Origin of the sequence: Streptomyces sp. AM8-1-1 (assembly GCF_032229325.1) — a bacterium.
GTDB classification, from domain to species: Bacteria; Actinomycetota; Actinomycetes; order Streptomycetales; family Streptomycetaceae; genus Streptomyces; species Streptomyces achmelvichensis.
In genome coordinates, this window is record NZ_CP135086.1 from 6,777,601 (window position 1) to 6,793,344 (window position 15,744).

Sequence of the window (15,744 nt, forward strand, 5' to 3'; positions counted from 1 at the left end):
ACGACGATGAGCGATGCGCAGGACACCGAGCACGGCGGGCCGGCCGTGCCGCAGACCCGTACGGCCCGCCACCGCCGGATCGTGGACATCCTCAACCGGCAGCCGGTGCGCTCGCAGAGCCAGCTGGCCAAGCTCCTCGCCGACAACGGGCTGAGCGTCACCCAGGCGACGCTCTCCCGGGATCTCGACGAGCTCGGCGCCGTGAAGATCCGCAACACCGGCGGTGAGTTGATCTACGCGGTACCCAGCGAGGGCGGCTTCCGCACCCCGCACGTGCCGCTGGGGGAGTCGGCGAAGGAGGAGCGGATGCGCCGCCTCTCCGGTGAACTGCTCATCTCCGCGGAGGCGTCGGCCAATCTCGTCGTCCTGCGCACACCCCCCGGGGCGGCCCAGTTCCTCGCCTCGGCCATCGACCAGGCCGAACTGCGCGACATCCTCGGCACGATCGCGGGTGACGACACCCTGCTGCTGATCAGCCGCGACCCGCTCGGCGGCCAGGCGCTCGCCGACCATCTGCTGCGCCTGGCCCAGAACGACCGCTGACGGGGGCCCGATCGGGCCGTCAGGCGGGCAACTGCGCGCAGTGGCGGGCGAATCCGCTGGTCTGCCAGGTGCTGCCGTCGGCGAGGACCGCGAAGGCCTCGGTGCCGGCGAGGTCCTCCAGCCAGCCGCGGGCCCGGTCGCCCATCGCGTACGCGGCGGTCGCCCGGGCGTCCGCCTCCGTCAGCCCCGGGCAGACGACCGTCATCGAGGCGATGCCGTCGGCCGGGGGCCGGCGGGTGTGCGGGTCGAGGATGTGGCAGCCGCGCTCGGCCGGGCCCGAGGTGGCGACGGCCAGACCGTCGTCGGCCTCGATCACGGTGACGAGCTCACCGGGGTGCAGCGGGTCCGACACCCCCACCCGCCAGGGGCCCCCGTGCAGTTGGATGTCACCGCCGCCGTTGAGGCAGACCGCGTCCGCGCCGGAGGAGGCGAGCATGCGGACGGCGCACTCCACGGCCCAGCCCTTGACCACGCCGGTCGGATCGACGCCGCCGGCGTAGCGGGCGGTGAACCAGCCGTCGCTCTCGCGCTCGGCCTCCTCGCACAGCCGGAAGACCTCGGCGACCTCGGTGACGCAGTCGTCGAGCGTGATCTCGTGCCGGGCCAGCCGGCTGATCTGGCTGTCCTCGCGGTACGTCGAGAAGATCTCGTCGACGCGGTGCAGACCGGCGACGGCGGCCGCGAGCCCGGCACGCACCCGCGGGGAGTCGGCGGCGGCCATCCGGATGTCGAACGAGAAGACCGTGCCCATCGAGTGCTCGACGTGGCGCAGCCGCGTCCCGCCGGACATCACAGGCCCGCCTTGTCGATGGCGCTCTGAAGGGACGTGATGTAGCCCTTGCTGGTGTAGCTGGCGCCGGATACGGCGTCGATGCCGGCGCTCTGCGCCGTGACCGCGGCCTGGTTGAGCTTGGGTACGGCATTGGCGGCGATCTGGCGGCTGTTGGCGTCGCTGTCCGGTGCCTTCACCGCGTCCGCCGCGGTGATCCTGCCGCCGCTGACCGTGATCTTGACCTGCACCGGGCCGTACTGTGTGTCGGCCACGTCGCCGAGCACGGTCTTCGGCGCCGCGTCGCCGGCTCCCGCACCTGCGCCGGAGCCGGAATCCCCACCTGCGCCGGAGCCGGAATCCGCTCCCGCGCCGGGATCCGCGCCGGCTCCCGTGTCAGCGCCGGCTCCCGGGTCCGCCGCGGGCGGCGGTGCCGCCGCCTCGCCGCTTCCCGTACCGCCCGAGGCCCCCGCGCCCGGGGCGGCCGCCCCGGCCTTGTCCAGCGCGCTCTGGAGTGACGTGATGTAGCCCTTGCTGGTGTAGCTGGCGCCGGATACCGCGTCGATGTCGGCGCTCTGGGCCGCCATCACCGCCTGGTTGAGCTTGGGGATGGCGCTGGCGGCGATCTGGCGGCTGTTGGCGTCGGCGTCGGGCGCCTTCACCGCCTGTGCGCCGGTGATTCTGCCGCCGCTGAGGGTCAGCTGGACCTGGACGTCGCCGTACTGCGTACCGGCGGCGTCCCCGAGCACCGTCTGTCCACCGGCGGCCGATGCCGAACCGCCCGGCGGAACCTGGGAACCGGCGGACGCCTCGGCGACCGTGGTGCCCGGCTGCTTGAGCGCCAGCAGCAGCACGACGCCGGACGCCGTGGCGGCGATGCCGATCATGACCCGGCGCAGCGGGTGTTTCCTCTTCACGGACGGCCTCACATCTCGAAGGACTCGTGGTGGATCCGGCGGGACGGCACTCCGGCTTCACGCAGTGCCTGGTAGGACTCCTCGGCGAGACCGGGCGGTCCGCAGAGGTATACGTCGTGACTGTCGATGTCGGGCAGGACTTCCTTCAGCCGCTCGGCGGTGATCTCGGGCCGGGCACCGTCCGGACCGTTCACGGCGTACATCAGCTGTGCGTCGCGGTTGCGGGCGATCTCCTTGAGCTCGCTCCACAGCGCCAGGTCCTGGGTCTTGCTGGCCCGGTAGAGCAGCGTCAGATCCCCCGGCCCGCCGGGCAGCGTCTCGAACAGCGCCCGGAGCGGGGTGATTCCGGCGCCGCCCGCGATCAGCAGCACCTTGTTGCGGCTGCGCCGGCCGGCGGTCATCGCGCCGTACGGACCCTCCGCCCAGACCCGCGTCCCGGGCTCCAGCTGGGACAGCGCCGTGCTGTGCTTGCCGACGGCCTTGACGGTGATCCGCATCAGATTGGGCCGGGGCGGGGCCGAGAGCGAGTACGGATTGGCGCTCCAGCGCAGGCCCTTGGTGAGGAAGCGCCAGCGGAAGAACTGCCCCGCCTCGGCGCCGAGCCGGTGCAGCCGGCGGCCGCTGATCAGCACGGAGACCACCCCGGGGGCCTCGTCCACCGTCGACTCGACCCGCATGCGGTGCCAGAGGTTCAGCCGGACCGGCGCCAGCACGCGGTACCAGAGCAGCAGCGCGCCGACGGTCCCGTACAGGGCGTACCAGACGGTGCGGGCCGTGGAGTCGGCGACGAACTCGGCCCCGGTGGCGAGTTGGTGCCAGAAGGTCAGATACACCGCGACATACGTCAGCAGATGCAGGTAGTACCAGGTCTCGTACGCCATCTTCCGCCGCACCATGCCGGCCGAGACGAAGCCGATGAACAGCAGGAGACCGGTGCCGATCGTCGCCTTGATCATCTCGGGGAAGTCGACGACGACGGTGACGGTCTGCTCGACCACACCCGTGTCGGCCTGCACGGAGTAGCCCCACACGGTCATCACGACATGCGTGACGATCAGGCAGATCGCATAACGGCCGCTCATCGCGTGCCATCGCGTCACCCTGTCGGAACCCACCCGCCGCTCCAGCGCGGGAACGCGCGCCATCAGCAGGACCACCAGCGCGATCATGTATCCGCCGAGCAGACCGGTGAGCCGGCCGGCCCCGACCAGCCACTCGGCGGTGTCCATGTGCACCACGGCCGTGTTCTGCCACCACAGGGACAGCACGGCCGCCGCCCCCACCCAAGCGATGGCCAACAACACCACCGCCGGGTCACGCTGGGGCCGGATCGCCCGCATGGTCTGGCGTCTGGCGGCCCGACCGTTCTGCAACATCGTCACGACTGCTCCTCGGCTGCGCCTCGTTCGCGTACCTGGATACGGATGCGGAGCGGCGGGAGTTCAACCGGTGGGGTTCCGGGTTCTGCCGTGACGCGGGCGCGGGCGTCGGTAACGTGTGGGGGCCGTGCGTCCGGGCCCCTGTCCCGGACGGTGTCCCGCGTCAGACGGTGTCCGTCCGGGCCGCGAGAGGCAGCGGCAGCGCCGGCAGCCCGTCCAGGCTCACCCCCACGTGGTCCTTCTTCGCGCAGTACGCGGCGAACTCCTCGTCCGTCTTCCGGCCGAAGTGCTCCGCGTGCTGGGTGCGCTCCTCCCGGTAGTCCATGAAGGGCACCGCGAAGCCGCAGGCGTCGCTGATGCGGCGGGCGTGGACGACCACGATCGCGCGGGCGGACGGCCCGTCGACCTCCGCGAAGTGGCCGATGTACGCGGACCAGCGGGGGTCGTCGCGGAACACGGCCTCCCCGGTGCCGTGCACCCGCAGCACCTTCGGCGGGCCGGAGAACGCGCACCACATCAGCGTGATCCGGCCATTGCCCTCCTCCCGCAGATGGGCGACGGTCTCAGCGCCGCTGCCGCCGAAGTCCAGATAGGCGAGGGTCTGCTCGTCGATGACCACGAGGCTGCCGCTGCGGCCCTTGGGGGAGAGGTTGACGTGCCCGTCGGCGGCCAGGGGCGCCGTGGCGGTGAAGAACACCGGCTGCTGCTCGATGAAGGTGCGGATACGGCCGTCGATACGTGCGTAACGCTGTCCCATACGGAAGATTATCCGCCTGCGGACGGCTCCGAGCGGCCGAGTCCGAGGTGTGAACGCACCCTGTCCCGTACGTAGTTGCTCATCAGAGCCGCACTGCGGTCCACCAGCTCCCCGACCTCGGGGTCGTGACGCGGCAGTCGCGGATCCGGGTAGGGGAACAGGCATCTCAGCGCCAGTTCCCCGCCCCTGCGGCGCAGTGTGGCGTCTTCGTCGGCCAGCAGGTCCACGGCGGCCCGCAGCGCGGCCGTCCCGCCCTGCGCACTGAGCAGCCGGAAGGCCGCGATCCGGGAGGCCCGCGCCCGCCCGGGAGCCAGCCGCTCGCGCAGCCAGGCCTCGGGGAGGGTGCCGGCGGACGGCAGGAGGGCCAGTGACGCCTCCCGTACGACGCCCGGGTGGGGGTCGTCGAGCAGCGCCCGCATCAACGGCGTCCGGGTCGCCTCGAGCAGGCGAAGTCCCGCCAGCGCCCTGGCCCTTACGGCACCGTCCGGGTGCCGGGCCAGGGTCGTCAGCCGGTCGGCGTCGGCCTTGTCCCCGCACTCGGCCAGCCCGATCGCGGCGCCGGGGGTCACGGTCGCCGGGTCGGCGCACAGACCGCGGTAGAGCGCGTGCGGATCGGTCCCGCTCTGCCGCAGGGCCCAGCGCGCGCAGGCCCGTACGAGCCCCGACCGGTCGGTCAGCCAGGATGCCGCGTCGGCGCCGCGGCCCGTGCGGTGCAGCGACGTGACACCGGCCGACCGTACGAAGGGCAGCCGGCCGCCGAGCAGCACGGCGACGACCTCGTCGTGGTCCGCCGCGTCCATGGTGGCGACGGCGGCATCGGCCCAGCGCCCGGCGAGCGCCGTGTCCCGCTCGACGGCGGCCCGCCCGGCCAGTTCCACCGCGCCCAGGGCCTGCGCATCCAGCAGAATGCCGGCGGCCAGCCGTCGCGTGGCCCGGTCGCCGCTGTCCAGCAGCCGGGCGGTGACCGCGTACGGCTGCCTCCGCAGTGCCTCCTCGAACCGGTCCCGTGCCCACCGGCCCTGCTCGCGCCCGCCGAGCCGCAGTATGAGCGGGGTCAGGGTGCGCAGTACGGTCCCGGGATCGGATGCCAGCGCGGCCGACAGCAGATCGCGCGCGGTCTCCCTGACGGGCTCGGCCCAGTCCGCGCACCGGATCGCGACCAGGGGCAGCAGGGCGGTATCGCCGGCGGCCTCGACGAGCGCGGCTCGGCGGCGCCGGCCGTCCCTGTGACAGAGCGCGGTCTCGGGCCTGGCGCGTACGGCGTCGTCGGTGCCGTAGCCGTTCCGGCCGGACGATCGCACACCGAGGTCGAACGCGAGCCAGGCGGCCGGGTCCTCACCGTTTCCTGCGCCGGCCGGGCGCGCCCCGGCGGCCAGGCGCGCCGCCCTCTGCCCGGCGCTCACGTCCACCGCTTCCATGGCCCCTCCCCAGGTCCGTTGCGTGGAGAGTAAGGGGCCGCAGGCGCTGGGGGCATCTTGATTACCGCAGGTCAGGGGCGAGGGGTGGAACCTCTTTGACAAAACATACGGTGCCTTGCATAGTTATACCCATCACCGAATGCATCGTAAGGAGAAACCCGTGACCGAGCGCGTCGTACTCGCCTACTCAGGCGGTCTGGACACCTCCGTCGCCATCGGCTGGATCGCCGAGGAGACGGGCGCCGAGGTCATCGCCGTTGCCGTGGACGTCGGCCAGGGCGGCGAGGACCTGGACGTCATCCGCAAGCGCGCGCTCGCCTGCGGTGCTGTGGAAGCCGAGGTCGCCGACGCGAAGGACGAGTTCGCCGAGGAGTACTGCCTCCCGGCGATCAAGGCCAACGCCCTTTACATGGACCGCTACCCGCTGGTCTCCGCCCTCTCCCGGCCGACGATCGTCAAGCACCTCGTCGCCGCCGCCAAGAAGCACGGCGCCACCACGGTCGCCCACGGCTGCACCGGCAAGGGCAACGACCAGGTGCGGTTCGAGGCCGGCATCGTCGCCCTCGCCCCCGAGTTGAAGTGCATCGCCCCGGTCCGTGACTACGCGATGACCCGGGACAAGGCGATCGCCTTCTGCGAGGACAAGCAGCTCCCGATCGCGACCACCAAGAAGTCGCCGTACTCCATCGACCAGAACGTCTTCGGGCGGGCCGTCGAGACCGGCTTCCTGGAGGACATCTGGAACGGTCCGATCGAGGACATCTACGAGTACACCTCCAACCCCGCCGAGCAGCGTGAGGCCGACGAGGTCGTCATCTCCTTCAAGGAGGGCGTCCCGGTCGCGATCGACGGCAAGCCCGTCTCCGTCCTCCAGGCCATCCAGCAGCTCAACGAGCGGGCCGGCGGCCAGGGCATCGGCCGGATCGACATGGTCGAGGACCGGCTCGTCGGCATCAAGTCCCGTGAGGTGTACGAGGCCCCGGGCGCGATCGCGCTGATCACCGCGCACCAGGAGCTCGAGAACGTCACGGTCGAGCGCGAGCTGGCCCGGTACAAGCGGCAGGTCGAGCAGCGCTGGGGCGAGCTCGTCTACGACGGCTTGTGGTTCTCCCCCCTCAAGCGCGCCCTGGACGGCTTCATCGACGAGGCCAACCAGCACGTGACGGGCGACATCCGGATGACGCTGCACGGCGGCCGCGCCGTCGTCACCGGCCGGAAGTCCACGGAGTCGCTGTACGACTTCAACCTCGCCACCTACGACTCGGGCGACACGTTCGACCAGTCGAAGGCGCAGGGGTTCATCGAGCTCTTCGGACTCTCCGCGAAGATCGCCGCCAAGCGCGACCTCGCCTGATTCCCTGGTTCCCCGTGCACGCGACATCTGCCTCCCCGTTCCTCCGCGGCGGGGAGGCAGTGGTTCATCCATCCTCCTGAGGAGCTTCAGCTGTGAGCAGCAACAACGGTGACGTCCGGCTCTGGGGCGGCCGGTTCGCCGACGGCCCGGCAGAGGCGCTGGCGAAGCTGTCCGCGTCGGTGCACTTCGACTGGCGTCTCGCGCCCTACGACATCGCCGGCTCCCGCGCGCACGCCCGGGTGCTCCACAAGGCGGGGCTGCTCACCGAGGACGAGCTGACGCGCATGCTCGCGGGGCTCGACCGGCTGGAGACGGACGTCGCGGACGGTTCGTTCGTCGGCACCATCGCCGACGAGGACGTCCACACCGCGCTGGAGCGGGGGCTGCTGGAGCGGCTCGGTCCCGACCTCGGTGGCAAGCTGCGCGCCGGCCGTTCCCGCAACGACCAGGTCGCGACGCTGTTCCGGATGTATCTGCGCGACCACGCCCGGATCATCGGCGGCCTCGTCGCCGAACTCCAGGACGCGCTGGTGGGCCTCGCCGAGGCGCATCCCGATGTCGCGATGCCCGGCCGTACGCACCTTCAGCACGCCCAGCCCGTGCTGTTCGCCCACCATGTCCTCGCTCATGTGCAGTCGCTCTCCCGGGACGCGGAGAGGCTGCGGCAGTGGGACAAGCGGACGGCCGTCTCCCCGTACGGCTCGGGCGCGCTCGCCGGGTCCTCGCTGGGGCTCGACCCGGAGGCGGTGGCGAAGGACCTCGGCTTCGAGAACGGGTCGGCGGGCAACTCGATCGACGGCACGGCGTCGCGTGACTTCGTGGCGGAGTTCGCCTTCATCACCGCGATGATCGGCGTGAACCTCTCGCGCATCGCGGAGGAGATCATCATCTGGAACACGAAGGAGTTCTCCTTCGTCACGCTCCACGACGCCTTCTCCACCGGCTCGTCGATCATGCCGCAGAAGAAGAACCCGGACATCGCGGAGCTGGCGCGCGGCAAGTCGGGGCGGCTCATCGGCAACCTCACGGGCCTGCTGGCGACGCTCAAGGCGCTGCCGCTGGCGTACAACCGCGACCTCCAGGAGGACAAGGAGCCGGTCTTCGACTCCTGCGACCAGCTGGAGGTCCTGCTCCCCGCCTTCACCGGCATGATGGCCACGCTCACGGTGAACCGCGAGCGGATGGAGGAACTGGCCCCGGCGGGCTTCTCCCTGGCGACGGACATCGCGGAGTGGCTGGTCCGTCAGGGCGTGCCGTTCCGGGTGGCGCACGAGGTCGCGGGCGAGTGCGTGAAGGAGTGCGAGCAGCAGGGGATCGAACTGGACCAGCTGACCGACGACCAGTTCGCGAAGATCTCGGAGCATCTGACCCCGGAGGTACGCGGCGTGCTGAACGTTCCGGGGGCGCTGGCGTCGAGGAACGGGCGCGGCGGGACGGCGCCGTCGGCGGTGGCCACGCAGCTGTCCGAGGTGAAGGCGGACCTGGTGATCCAGCACGCGTGGGCGCGGGCGAAGCACTGACCCGCTCGCGCCGGGCGGCCGGCCGGACAGCCGGCCGCCCGACGCGCACGGGCCGGCCCGCGGTCAGTCGATCTGCTCGCAGATGTCGGTCCGCGTGCCGTGGACCATGGTGACCGTCTTGTGGCCGGTCGCGCTGATGTCCATGGTGTAGAGCCCGTCGACGACATACATGCTGCGGGGCAGATTGCCGCCCCCTGCGCCGACGCCGACCAGGACCGGGCCCAGGACGGACCAGAACTGGGAGCCGTCCGTGCGGTGGTCGACGAGGGCCGTGCCGCTCACGTCGGCGTCGTAGAAGTCACCGGTTCCGGTGTTCGTGACCCGGACGACCAGATCACCCTTGTACGCCACCCGCTTCGCCGAGCCGTCCGGGTGCCGCTCGACAACGCGCCGGACGACCTCGTCGACCAGCGGTTCGCCATGAACCGGGAAGTCGCAGCGCACGCCCGCGGCGAGATCGAACGGCGGGGACGGCGCAGGCTCCCAGCCGGGGGCGGTGTCCGCCGCCGACGCGACCGCCGGGCACAGCAGCGTGGTGGCAAGTGCCGTCAGCGCAAGGGCGGTTCGTCGCACGGCAACAGCGGTTCGCATGGTCACTCCGTGAGTTCGGGGAGATCCGTGAGGAAGCGGGATCGGGACCCGGCCACCTTCTCCCCGGCCGCTGACCACACTCTCACCACCGTCGAAAGACGCCTGGGCTGAGCCCAAGTGCCCGGCTACGCTCAGCGGTTCATGGAGTTCCACCTGCTCGGGCCGTTCGAGGCCCGCCACGAAGGACAGCGGATCCTGGTGGCCGGCCGTCGCCAGGAACGCTGTCTGCTGGCGATCCTGCTGCTGGAGGCGGGCGCCGTGGTGACCACCGACCGGCTCATCGACCTCCTGTGGGACGGTGGCGCGCCCGCGTCCGCACGCGGCACCGTGCACACCTACATCGGACGGCTGCGGGCCGCGCTCGCGCCGTACGGGCTGCGCCTCGACACCCGTCATGACGGCTACGCCGTCGAGCCGGACACCCACGTCATCGACGCGCGCGAGTTCGTCCATCTCGTCCGCGAGGCCGCCGCCACGGGGGACTTCGCCCCGCGGGTGCGTCTGCACGACCGGGCGCTCGCGCTATGGCGCGGCCCGCTGCTCGCCGACGTGGCCGGCCCCCGGCTGCGCGAGCGTATCGGCGGCGCGCTCGACGACCTGCGGCTGTCCGCACTGGAGCAGCGGGCCGAGGCCCAGCTCGACATGGGCCTGCACGAGAGCGTCGTGGCCGACCTGGCGCTGCCGGCCAAGCAGCACCCGGATCGCGAACGGCTCGTCGCGGCCCGGATGACCGCCCTGTACCGCGGCGGCCGCCAGGCCGATGCCCTGGCGCTCTACCGCGGCACCCGCCGGTTCCTGGTCGCCGAACTCGGCGTCGAACCCGGCAGCGGGCTGCGCACCCTGCACGACCGTATGCTCCGGGCCGATCCCCGTCTGGACCGCTCGCCCGCGCCCGTCTACGCGGTACGCGTCGGTGAGGAATGGCTGCCGTGGAACACGAGCGGCCATCCGGCACTGGAGTTCTGCAACACCTACGCCGGCTGGGGCGGCCCGGAGCTTCCCGGCTCGGAGTGGCTGCGCGGCTACTCGACCCTCGCGGTCTGGGCCGGACATCTGGACCTGGCCGAGGACCGGCTCGTCTCCCGGTTGCTGGAACAGGCGCGCCGCCAGCCGGCCGAGGCGGCCGCCGCGCTGAAGGAGGCACGGGACTTCCGCGGCCGGCTCTACGCCTGCCTGAGCGCGCCGGACGACGGGCGCGCCTTCACCGCGGTGGCCGCCGTGGCCGAGGAGGCCGCCCGGGCCTCGGTGTTCGTCCGCGGCGAGGACGGTCTGGGCCGCTGGCGGCTCTCTCCCGGCGCCGGGCTGCGGCTCCCGCTCTGGGCCGTCGCCCGCAGCGCCGCCGATCTGCTCGCCGACCCCCGCCGGTTCCTGATCCGCGCCTGCCCCGGCGAAGAATGCGGCTGGCTCTTCCTCGACGAGAGCGGCCGCCGCCGGTGGTGCAGTCTCGGCACCTGCGGAAAGGGGCACCCGACGCAGGAATGAGACAATGATGTCTCATATGGTTTATGCTTGTCTCATGACTGTGGATCGTGAGCAGGTACTGCGGACCGCCGCCGGCCTCCTCTCCCGTAAGGCGACGTCGACGATGGACGAGGTCGCCAGGGCCGCCGGCATCGGACGCGCCACCCTGCACCGGCACTTCGCCGGGCGGGAGGCGCTGGTGCGGGCGCTCGAGGACCTCGGGATCCGGGAGTTCGAGACGGCCCTCGACGCCGCCCGCCTCGCGGAGGGACCGGCTCCCGAGGCGCTGCGCCGGCTCATCGCCGCGACCGAGCCGAGTGCGGGACTGCTCGCCTTCCTCGTCACCGAGAACCAGCTGTTCGAGGGCGAAGAGGTCAACGAGGGCTGGGCCAGGCTCGACGCCCGGGTCTCGGCGCTGTTCCGCCGCGGCCAGGACGAGGGCGACTTCCGCATCGACCTCACCCCTGCCTGGCTCACCGAGGCGCTGTACGGGCTGATCGGCTCGTGCGCCTGGGCGGTGCAGGACGGCCGCGTCGCCGGCAAGGACTACCAATTCATGATCGCCGAGCTGCTGCTCGGCGGCGCACGACGGAGCGTGGAGAAATGAGCACAACCGACCAGCGGGCGACGGCACACGAGACCGTGCGCGCACCCGGCCGGTGGCTCGCCCTGTCAGTCCTGGTTCTGGCGGTGCTGCTCGTCGCGGTCGACGCCACCGTGCTCGGCCTCGCGACCCCCTACCTCAGCGAGGACCTGAAGCCGTCCGGCACCCAGCTGCTGTGGATCGGCGACGTCTACTCGTTCGTCATCGCCGGCCTGCTCGTCTCCATGGGCAGCCTCGGCGACCGCATCGGCCGCAAGAAGCTGCTGCTGACCGGCGCGGTCGCGTTCGGCGCGGTGTCGGTGCTCAACGCCTATGCGTCCAGCCCCGAGATGATGATCCTGGCCCGCGCGCTCCTCGGCATCGCCGGTGCCACGCTGATGCCCTCCACGCTGGCCCTGATCCGCAACATCTTCCACGACCCCAAGGAGCGCAGCGTCGCGGTCGGCATCTGGGGCGCCGCCGCGTCGGCGGGCGCCGCGGTCGGGCCCGTCGTCGGCGGGTTCCTGCTGGAGCACTTCTGGTGGGGCTCGGTCTTCCTCATCAATCTGCCCGTCATGGCGGTGCTGGTGGTCGTCGGCATCAAGCTGCTCCCCGAGTCGCGCAACCCCGACCCCGGCCCCTGGGACCTCATCAGCGTCGCCCTCTCGCTGATCGGCATCGTCGCCGTCGTGTACGCCGTCAAGGAGGCGACCGTCCACGGCCTGCGCCCGGACACGTGCGGGGCCGCGGTCATCGGTATCGCCGCACTCGTCTGGTTCGTACGACGGCAATTGACGCTGCCCTCACCGCTCCTGGACGTACGCCTGTTCCACCACAAGGGCTTCTCCGGCGCGGTACTGGCGGACCTGCTGACCATTCTCGGCCTGTCCGGACTGGTGTTCTTCCTCTCGCAGTTCCTCCAGCTCGTCCAGGGGCGCTCGCCCCTGGAGGCCGGGCTCATCGAACTGCCGGCGGCGATCGGAGCGGTGGGTGCCGGCCTGCTCGCCGGCTACGCGGCGCGCCGCGCTTCCGTGCGCAGCGCCGTCTCGACGGGGCTGGCGGCCGTCGGTCTCGCCCTCGCGGCCTGCACACTGCTGACGGCCGACACCTCCGCGCTGATGCTCGGCGTGGCCCTGTTCATCGGCGGACTGGGTGCGGGACTCGCGTTCACCGTGACCGCGGACGTCATCCTGTCCACGGTGCCCAAGGAGCAGGCGGGCGCCGCGTCGGCCGTCTCCGAGACGGCGTACGAACTGGGTGCGGCGCTCGGCATCGCCCTGCTGGGCACCGTCGTGACCGGCGTCTACCGGGACTTCACCGTCCCGCAGGACGTGCCGGCCGGTGCGGCGGAAGCGGCCCGGGACTCGCTCGGCGGCGCCGTGGAGGTGGCCGAGGGGCTGCCCGCGCATCAGGGCGAGGCGCTGCTCACCTCGGTGCAGAACGCGTTCACGGAGGGGTTCCACGTGGCGGGCGCGGTGGGCTCGGCCGTGTTGTTCGCGACGGCGATCGCGGCATGGTTCCTGCTGCGCGGCCAGCGCCTCGAAAGCGGCATCGAGCACTGACGCAGGGCGAGTGCGCGCGGCACGACGTACGACGACGGGCCGGGACCTCAGCAGGTCCCGGCCCGTCGTCGTACGTCGTGCGGCTGCCGGCTCACCCGGTCAACGGCGCCCTGCCGCGGTGCGGTTCGCAGCGCCCCCGGAAGCCCTCGGCGCTCTCAGGCGGCCTTCGCCTTCGTGGCGTACATGTCCACGTACTCCTGGCCCGACAGCTCCATGACCTCGGTCATCACCGAGTCCGTCACCGCCCGCAGCACATAACGGTCGCGGTCCATGCCCTCGTACCGCGAGAATTCCATCGCCTCACCGAAGCGGATCGTCACCCGGCCCGGACGCGGCAGGCCCGCGCCGCCCGGCTGGAGCTTGTCCGTGCCGATCACCGCGAACGGGACCACCGGCGCGCCGGTCATCAGCGTGAGGCGGGCGATGCCGGTGCGGCCGCGGTACAGCCGGCCGTCGGGGGAGCGGGTGCCCTCGGGGTAGATGCCGAAGATCCTGCCCTCCTCCAGCACGCGCCGTCCGGTCATCAGTGCCGCCACTCCGCCGTTGGCGCCGTCGCGGTCGACGGGGATCATCCCGCAGCCCGTGAAGAACCAGGCCATGGCCCGGCCCTTGAGTCCCTTGCCCGTCACGTACTCGTCCTTGCCGATGAAGTACACCGGACGGGCGCACACCAACGGCAGGATCATCGAGTCGATGAACGTCAGGTGGTTGCCGGCGAGAATGACAGGACCGGTGCCCGGAATGTTCTCCGTGCCCTCCACCCGTGGACGGAACATCAGGCGCAGGAAGGGTCCTAGGACGGCCTTGATGAGCGACAAGCGGGACAACGGGTCCTCCGGTCTCAGGGACGGACGGTAGTGGACGGCCAAGTCTGTGCAGGTGAGGACGATACTCGCGGCTTGTCCCCACCGCACATCGGGTTCACGGAGCGGATACGCAGTGTTGACGTGTGTTTCCGGCGTGTTCGTCCAGGGTCTGCCGTATGTAAGGCGTAGCTGCCTACGATCGGGCGACTCTCGACAGGTGCGGGACATCACATGGAGGTACCTCGATGACGCAGGGTTCGGACGGAAGCCCGGCTCGCCGGACTGTTCTCGGAGCGGCGGTACTCGGCACGGCAGCCCTCGGTGTCGGCGCCACCGCCACGCCGTCCGGGGCTGCCGAACGGCACGGCGGTCACGGCGGATACAAGGACCTGCCGTATCCGACGGTCATCGCCCACCGCGGCGCCAGTGGTTACCGGCCCGAGCACACGCTCGGCTCGTACCAGCTGGCGCTCGACATGGGCGCGCACGTCATCGAGCAGGACCTGGTGCCCACCAAGGACGGCCATCTCGTATGCCGTCACGAGAACGACATCACGGGTACCACGGATGTGGCGAACCATCCCGAATTCGCCGCGCGGAAAACGACGAAGAGCGTCGACGGGGTGAGCCTCACGGGCTGGTTCACCGAGGACTTCACGCTCGCCGAGCTCAAGACGCTGCGTGCGAAGGAGCGGATCCCGGCCGTCCGGCAGGAGAACACGCTCTACGACGGCCGGTGGGCCGTGCCCTCCTTCGAGGAGGTGCTGCGCTGGGCCGAGACCGAGGGCCGTCGTCGGGGCCGGCCGGTGTGGCTGCACATCGAGACCAAGCACCCCACGTACTTCCGGGGCATCGGCCTCGGGCTGGAGGAGCGGCTCGCCAAGCTGCTGCGCCGCTACGGGCGCGACCGCCGCAACTCGCCCGTGTTCCTCCAGTCGTTCGAGCCGAGCAGCATGCAGCGGATGGCGAAGCTCGTCGACTCGCCGCGCGTGGTGCTCTTCGACGCCGCGAACACCCGCCCCTGGGACTTCGTGACGGCGGGGGACCCGCGTACGGTCGCCGACCTCGTCAAGCCCGAGGGTCTGAAGTGGATCGCGTCGTTCGCCCAGGGCATCGGCCCGTGGGTCGACCTCATCATCCCGAGGGACGCCAACGGGAAGCTGACCAAAACGACGACGCTGGTGCGGGACGCGCACGCCAAGGGCCTGATCCTCCACCCGTACACCATGCGGAACGAGAACAGCTTCCTGCCCGCGGACTTCCGGCGCGGCAGCGACCCGAACGCCTACGGCGACGCGTTCGGCGCGTTCAAGGTCTACTTCGAGACCGGCATCGACGGCATCTTCACCGACAACGCCGACACCGGACTGCTGGCCGCCGCGGACTTCCGCGGCTGACCCGGGGAACCGGCCTGCCCCTGCGTACGGCGGGGGCAGGCCCTGTCCGCCCGTACGGGTGACTGCGCGCCCGCGGGGCAACCGTCGCCGCTCCACAGCGCGTCCCGCCGGGCATGACGCTTCTCGATGACTCCGCGGCTGATGTCGTCAGCGCCCTGCGTCCGTTGGTGAGCGCGGAGGCGACGGCCGAGGCCCTCGGTGCGGCGATGGACGCGGGCGATCTGGAACAGGCCGTGTGGGTGCGGCTGTTCGAACAACTCGACGGTGGCGGACCACCGCCGGACGCGGCCCGCTGGGTCAGGTCCGCGGTACGGGCCGAGGCGCGGCGCGCCCGGCGCACGGCCGCACGGGAGCGTCCGTACGGCGCAGAGTTCTCGGCCGATCCGGCCGATCCGGCCGGCGGACCGGAACGGGCGGCGCTGCGCGCCGAACGCCGCCGGACCCTACGGGAGGCCGTGGCCCGCACTCCCGGGAGCTGTCCCCGACTGCTGACTGCGATGTTGTCGCCCGAGGACCCCACCTACCGGGAAATCGCAGGGGAGTTGGGTATCTCACAAGGAAGTCTGGGGCCGATGCGTTCCCGTTGCCTGGGATGCCTGCGCAGAATGCTCACGACAGAGGTTGCGGCTCCTGAACATGGGGGAAAGGAGCGGTAGACAACCGGCGGACAGGTGAGCGGGAGGCGTG

At 71.5% G+C, this 15,744-nt stretch carries 15 protein-coding genes; 8 read left to right on the forward strand and 7 right to left on the reverse strand.

Annotation, left to right across the window (positions count from 1 at the left end; all coding sequences use genetic code 11):
• The first annotated feature begins 6 nt into the window (after positions 1-6).
• Entirely contained in the window at positions 7-543 is a 537-nt protein-coding gene (locus RPQ07_RS30260) for an arginine repressor (protein WP_313947391.1), read from the forward strand.
• Between the two features lie 19 nt (positions 544-562).
• Here the strand turns inward: RPQ07_RS30260 and RPQ07_RS30265 are convergent, their stop codons facing one another.
• The 5 genes from RPQ07_RS30265 to RPQ07_RS30285 all read right to left on the reverse strand — a co-directional run bounded on the left by RPQ07_RS30265 (position 563) and on the right by RPQ07_RS30285 (position 5,783).
• The gene (locus tag RPQ07_RS30265; RefSeq protein ID WP_313947392.1) at positions 563-1,333 is read right to left on the reverse strand and encodes an FAD:protein FMN transferase; all 771 of its coding nucleotides are present in this window, start codon (positions 1,331-1,333) and stop codon (positions 563-565) included.
• Positions 1,333-2,199, reverse strand: a complete 867-nt coding sequence (locus tag RPQ07_RS30270) for an FMN-binding protein (protein ID WP_413777853.1) — start codon at positions 2,197-2,199, stop codon at positions 1,333-1,335. The genes RPQ07_RS30265 and RPQ07_RS30270 overlap by 1 nt, the downstream gene beginning before the upstream one ends.
• Positions 2,200-2,237: 38 nt before the next feature.
• Positions 2,238-3,605, reverse strand: a complete 1,368-nt coding sequence (locus RPQ07_RS30275; protein ID WP_313949082.1) for a ferredoxin reductase family protein — start codon at positions 3,603-3,605, stop codon at positions 2,238-2,240.
• A gap of 166 nt (positions 3,606-3,771) precedes the next feature.
• Positions 3,772-4,365: a pyridoxamine 5'-phosphate oxidase family protein gene (locus tag RPQ07_RS30280; protein WP_313947394.1), complete on the reverse strand. Its 594-nt coding sequence runs from the start codon at positions 4,363-4,365 to the stop codon at positions 3,772-3,774.
• 8 nt (positions 4,366-4,373) lie between these two features.
• On the reverse strand, positions 4,374-5,783 hold the full coding sequence (locus RPQ07_RS30285) for a hypothetical protein (protein WP_313947395.1): 1,410 nt from the start codon (positions 5,781-5,783) through the stop codon (positions 4,374-4,376).
• A gap of 160 nt (positions 5,784-5,943) precedes the next feature.
• Between RPQ07_RS30285 and RPQ07_RS30290 the strand changes: the two genes are divergently transcribed.
• On the forward strand, positions 5,944-7,137 hold the full coding sequence (locus RPQ07_RS30290) for an argininosuccinate synthase (RefSeq protein ID WP_313947396.1): 1,194 nt from the start codon (positions 5,944-5,946) through the stop codon (positions 7,135-7,137).
• Positions 7,138-7,229: 92 nt separating this feature from the next.
• A complete protein-coding gene (gene argH, locus RPQ07_RS30295) occupies positions 7,230-8,657 on the forward strand; it encodes an argininosuccinate lyase (protein WP_313947397.1) in 1,428 nt (475 codons plus the stop codon).
• 63 nt (positions 8,658-8,720) lie between these two features.
• On the opposite strand, the gene RPQ07_RS30300 is transcribed toward argH, so the two are convergent.
• Positions 8,721-9,230, reverse strand: coding sequence for a hypothetical protein (locus tag RPQ07_RS30300; RefSeq protein ID WP_313949083.1), 510 nt, complete (start codon positions 9,228-9,230; stop codon positions 8,721-8,723).
• Positions 9,231-9,389: 159 nt separating this feature from the next.
• Between RPQ07_RS30300 and RPQ07_RS30305 the strand changes: the two genes are divergently transcribed.
• From RPQ07_RS30305 to RPQ07_RS30315, 3 genes are read left to right on the forward strand one after another with little or no spacing between them, the layout of a single operon-like run.
• Positions 9,390-10,730 (forward strand): BTAD domain-containing putative transcriptional regulator, encoded by a 1,341-nt coding sequence (locus RPQ07_RS30305; protein WP_313947398.1) that lies wholly within the window; start codon positions 9,390-9,392, stop codon positions 10,728-10,730.
• A gap of 34 nt (positions 10,731-10,764) precedes the next feature.
• Entirely contained in the window at positions 10,765-11,316 is a 552-nt protein-coding gene (locus RPQ07_RS30310; protein WP_313947399.1) for a helix-turn-helix domain-containing protein, read from the forward strand.
• Entirely contained in the window at positions 11,313-12,854 is a 1,542-nt protein-coding gene (locus RPQ07_RS30315) for an MFS transporter (protein WP_313947400.1), read from the forward strand. Before RPQ07_RS30310 ends, RPQ07_RS30315 begins: the two co-directional genes overlap by 4 nt.
• A 155-nt stretch (positions 12,855-13,009) precedes the next feature.
• On the opposite strand, the gene RPQ07_RS30320 is transcribed toward RPQ07_RS30315, so the two are convergent.
• Positions 13,010-13,672 (reverse strand): lysophospholipid acyltransferase family protein, encoded by a 663-nt coding sequence (locus RPQ07_RS30320; protein ID WP_313947401.1) that lies wholly within the window; start codon positions 13,670-13,672, stop codon positions 13,010-13,012.
• A 233-nt stretch (positions 13,673-13,905) separates the two neighbouring features.
• On the opposite strand from RPQ07_RS30320, the gene RPQ07_RS30325 reads away from it, so the two are divergent.
• Complete coding sequence (locus RPQ07_RS30325) at positions 13,906-15,057, forward strand: glycerophosphodiester phosphodiesterase (RefSeq protein WP_313947402.1); 1,152 nt, start codon at positions 13,906-13,908, stop codon at positions 15,055-15,057.
• Positions 15,058-15,170: 113 nt separating this feature from the next.
• Positions 15,171-15,713: a sigma-70 family RNA polymerase sigma factor gene (locus RPQ07_RS30330; RefSeq protein WP_313947403.1), complete on the forward strand. Its 543-nt coding sequence runs from the start codon at positions 15,171-15,173 to the stop codon at positions 15,711-15,713.
• Positions 15,714-15,744: the final 31 nt, after the last annotated feature.

Excerpts from the sequence above, each read along its gene's own strand:
- RPQ07_RS30315 (WP_313947400.1), top strand. The coding sequence starts at position 11,313 with ATGAGCACAACCGACCAGCGGGCGACGGCACACGAGACCGTGCGCGCA.
- RPQ07_RS30275 (WP_313949082.1), bottom strand. The coding sequence starts at position 3,605 with ATGTTGCAGAACGGTCGGGCCGCCAGACGCCAGACCATGCGGGCGATC.
- RPQ07_RS30270 (WP_413777853.1), bottom strand. The coding sequence starts at position 2,199 with ATGATCGGCATCGCCGCCACGGCGTCCGGCGTCGTGCTGCTGCTGGCG.
- RPQ07_RS30325 (WP_313947402.1), top strand. The coding sequence starts at position 13,906 with ATGACGCAGGGTTCGGACGGAAGCCCGGCTCGCCGGACTGTTCTCGGA.
- RPQ07_RS30330 (WP_313947403.1), top strand. The coding sequence starts at position 15,171 with ATGACGCTTCTCGATGACTCCGCGGCTGATGTCGTCAGCGCCCTGCGT.
- RPQ07_RS30305 (WP_313947398.1), top strand. The coding sequence starts at position 9,390 with ATGGAGTTCCACCTGCTCGGGCCGTTCGAGGCCCGCCACGAAGGACAG.
- RPQ07_RS30260 (WP_313947391.1), top strand. The coding sequence starts at position 7 with ATGAGCGATGCGCAGGACACCGAGCACGGCGGGCCGGCCGTGCCGCAG.
- RPQ07_RS30280 (WP_313947394.1), bottom strand. The coding sequence starts at position 4,365 with ATGGGACAGCGTTACGCACGTATCGACGGCCGTATCCGCACCTTCATC.
- RPQ07_RS30285 (WP_313947395.1), bottom strand. The coding sequence starts at position 5,783 with ATGGAAGCGGTGGACGTGAGCGCCGGGCAGAGGGCGGCGCGCCTGGCC.
- RPQ07_RS30265 (WP_313947392.1), bottom strand. The coding sequence starts at position 1,333 with ATGTCCGGCGGGACGCGGCTGCGCCACGTCGAGCACTCGATGGGCACG.
- RPQ07_RS30310 (WP_313947399.1), top strand. The coding sequence starts at position 10,765 with ATGACTGTGGATCGTGAGCAGGTACTGCGGACCGCCGCCGGCCTCCTC.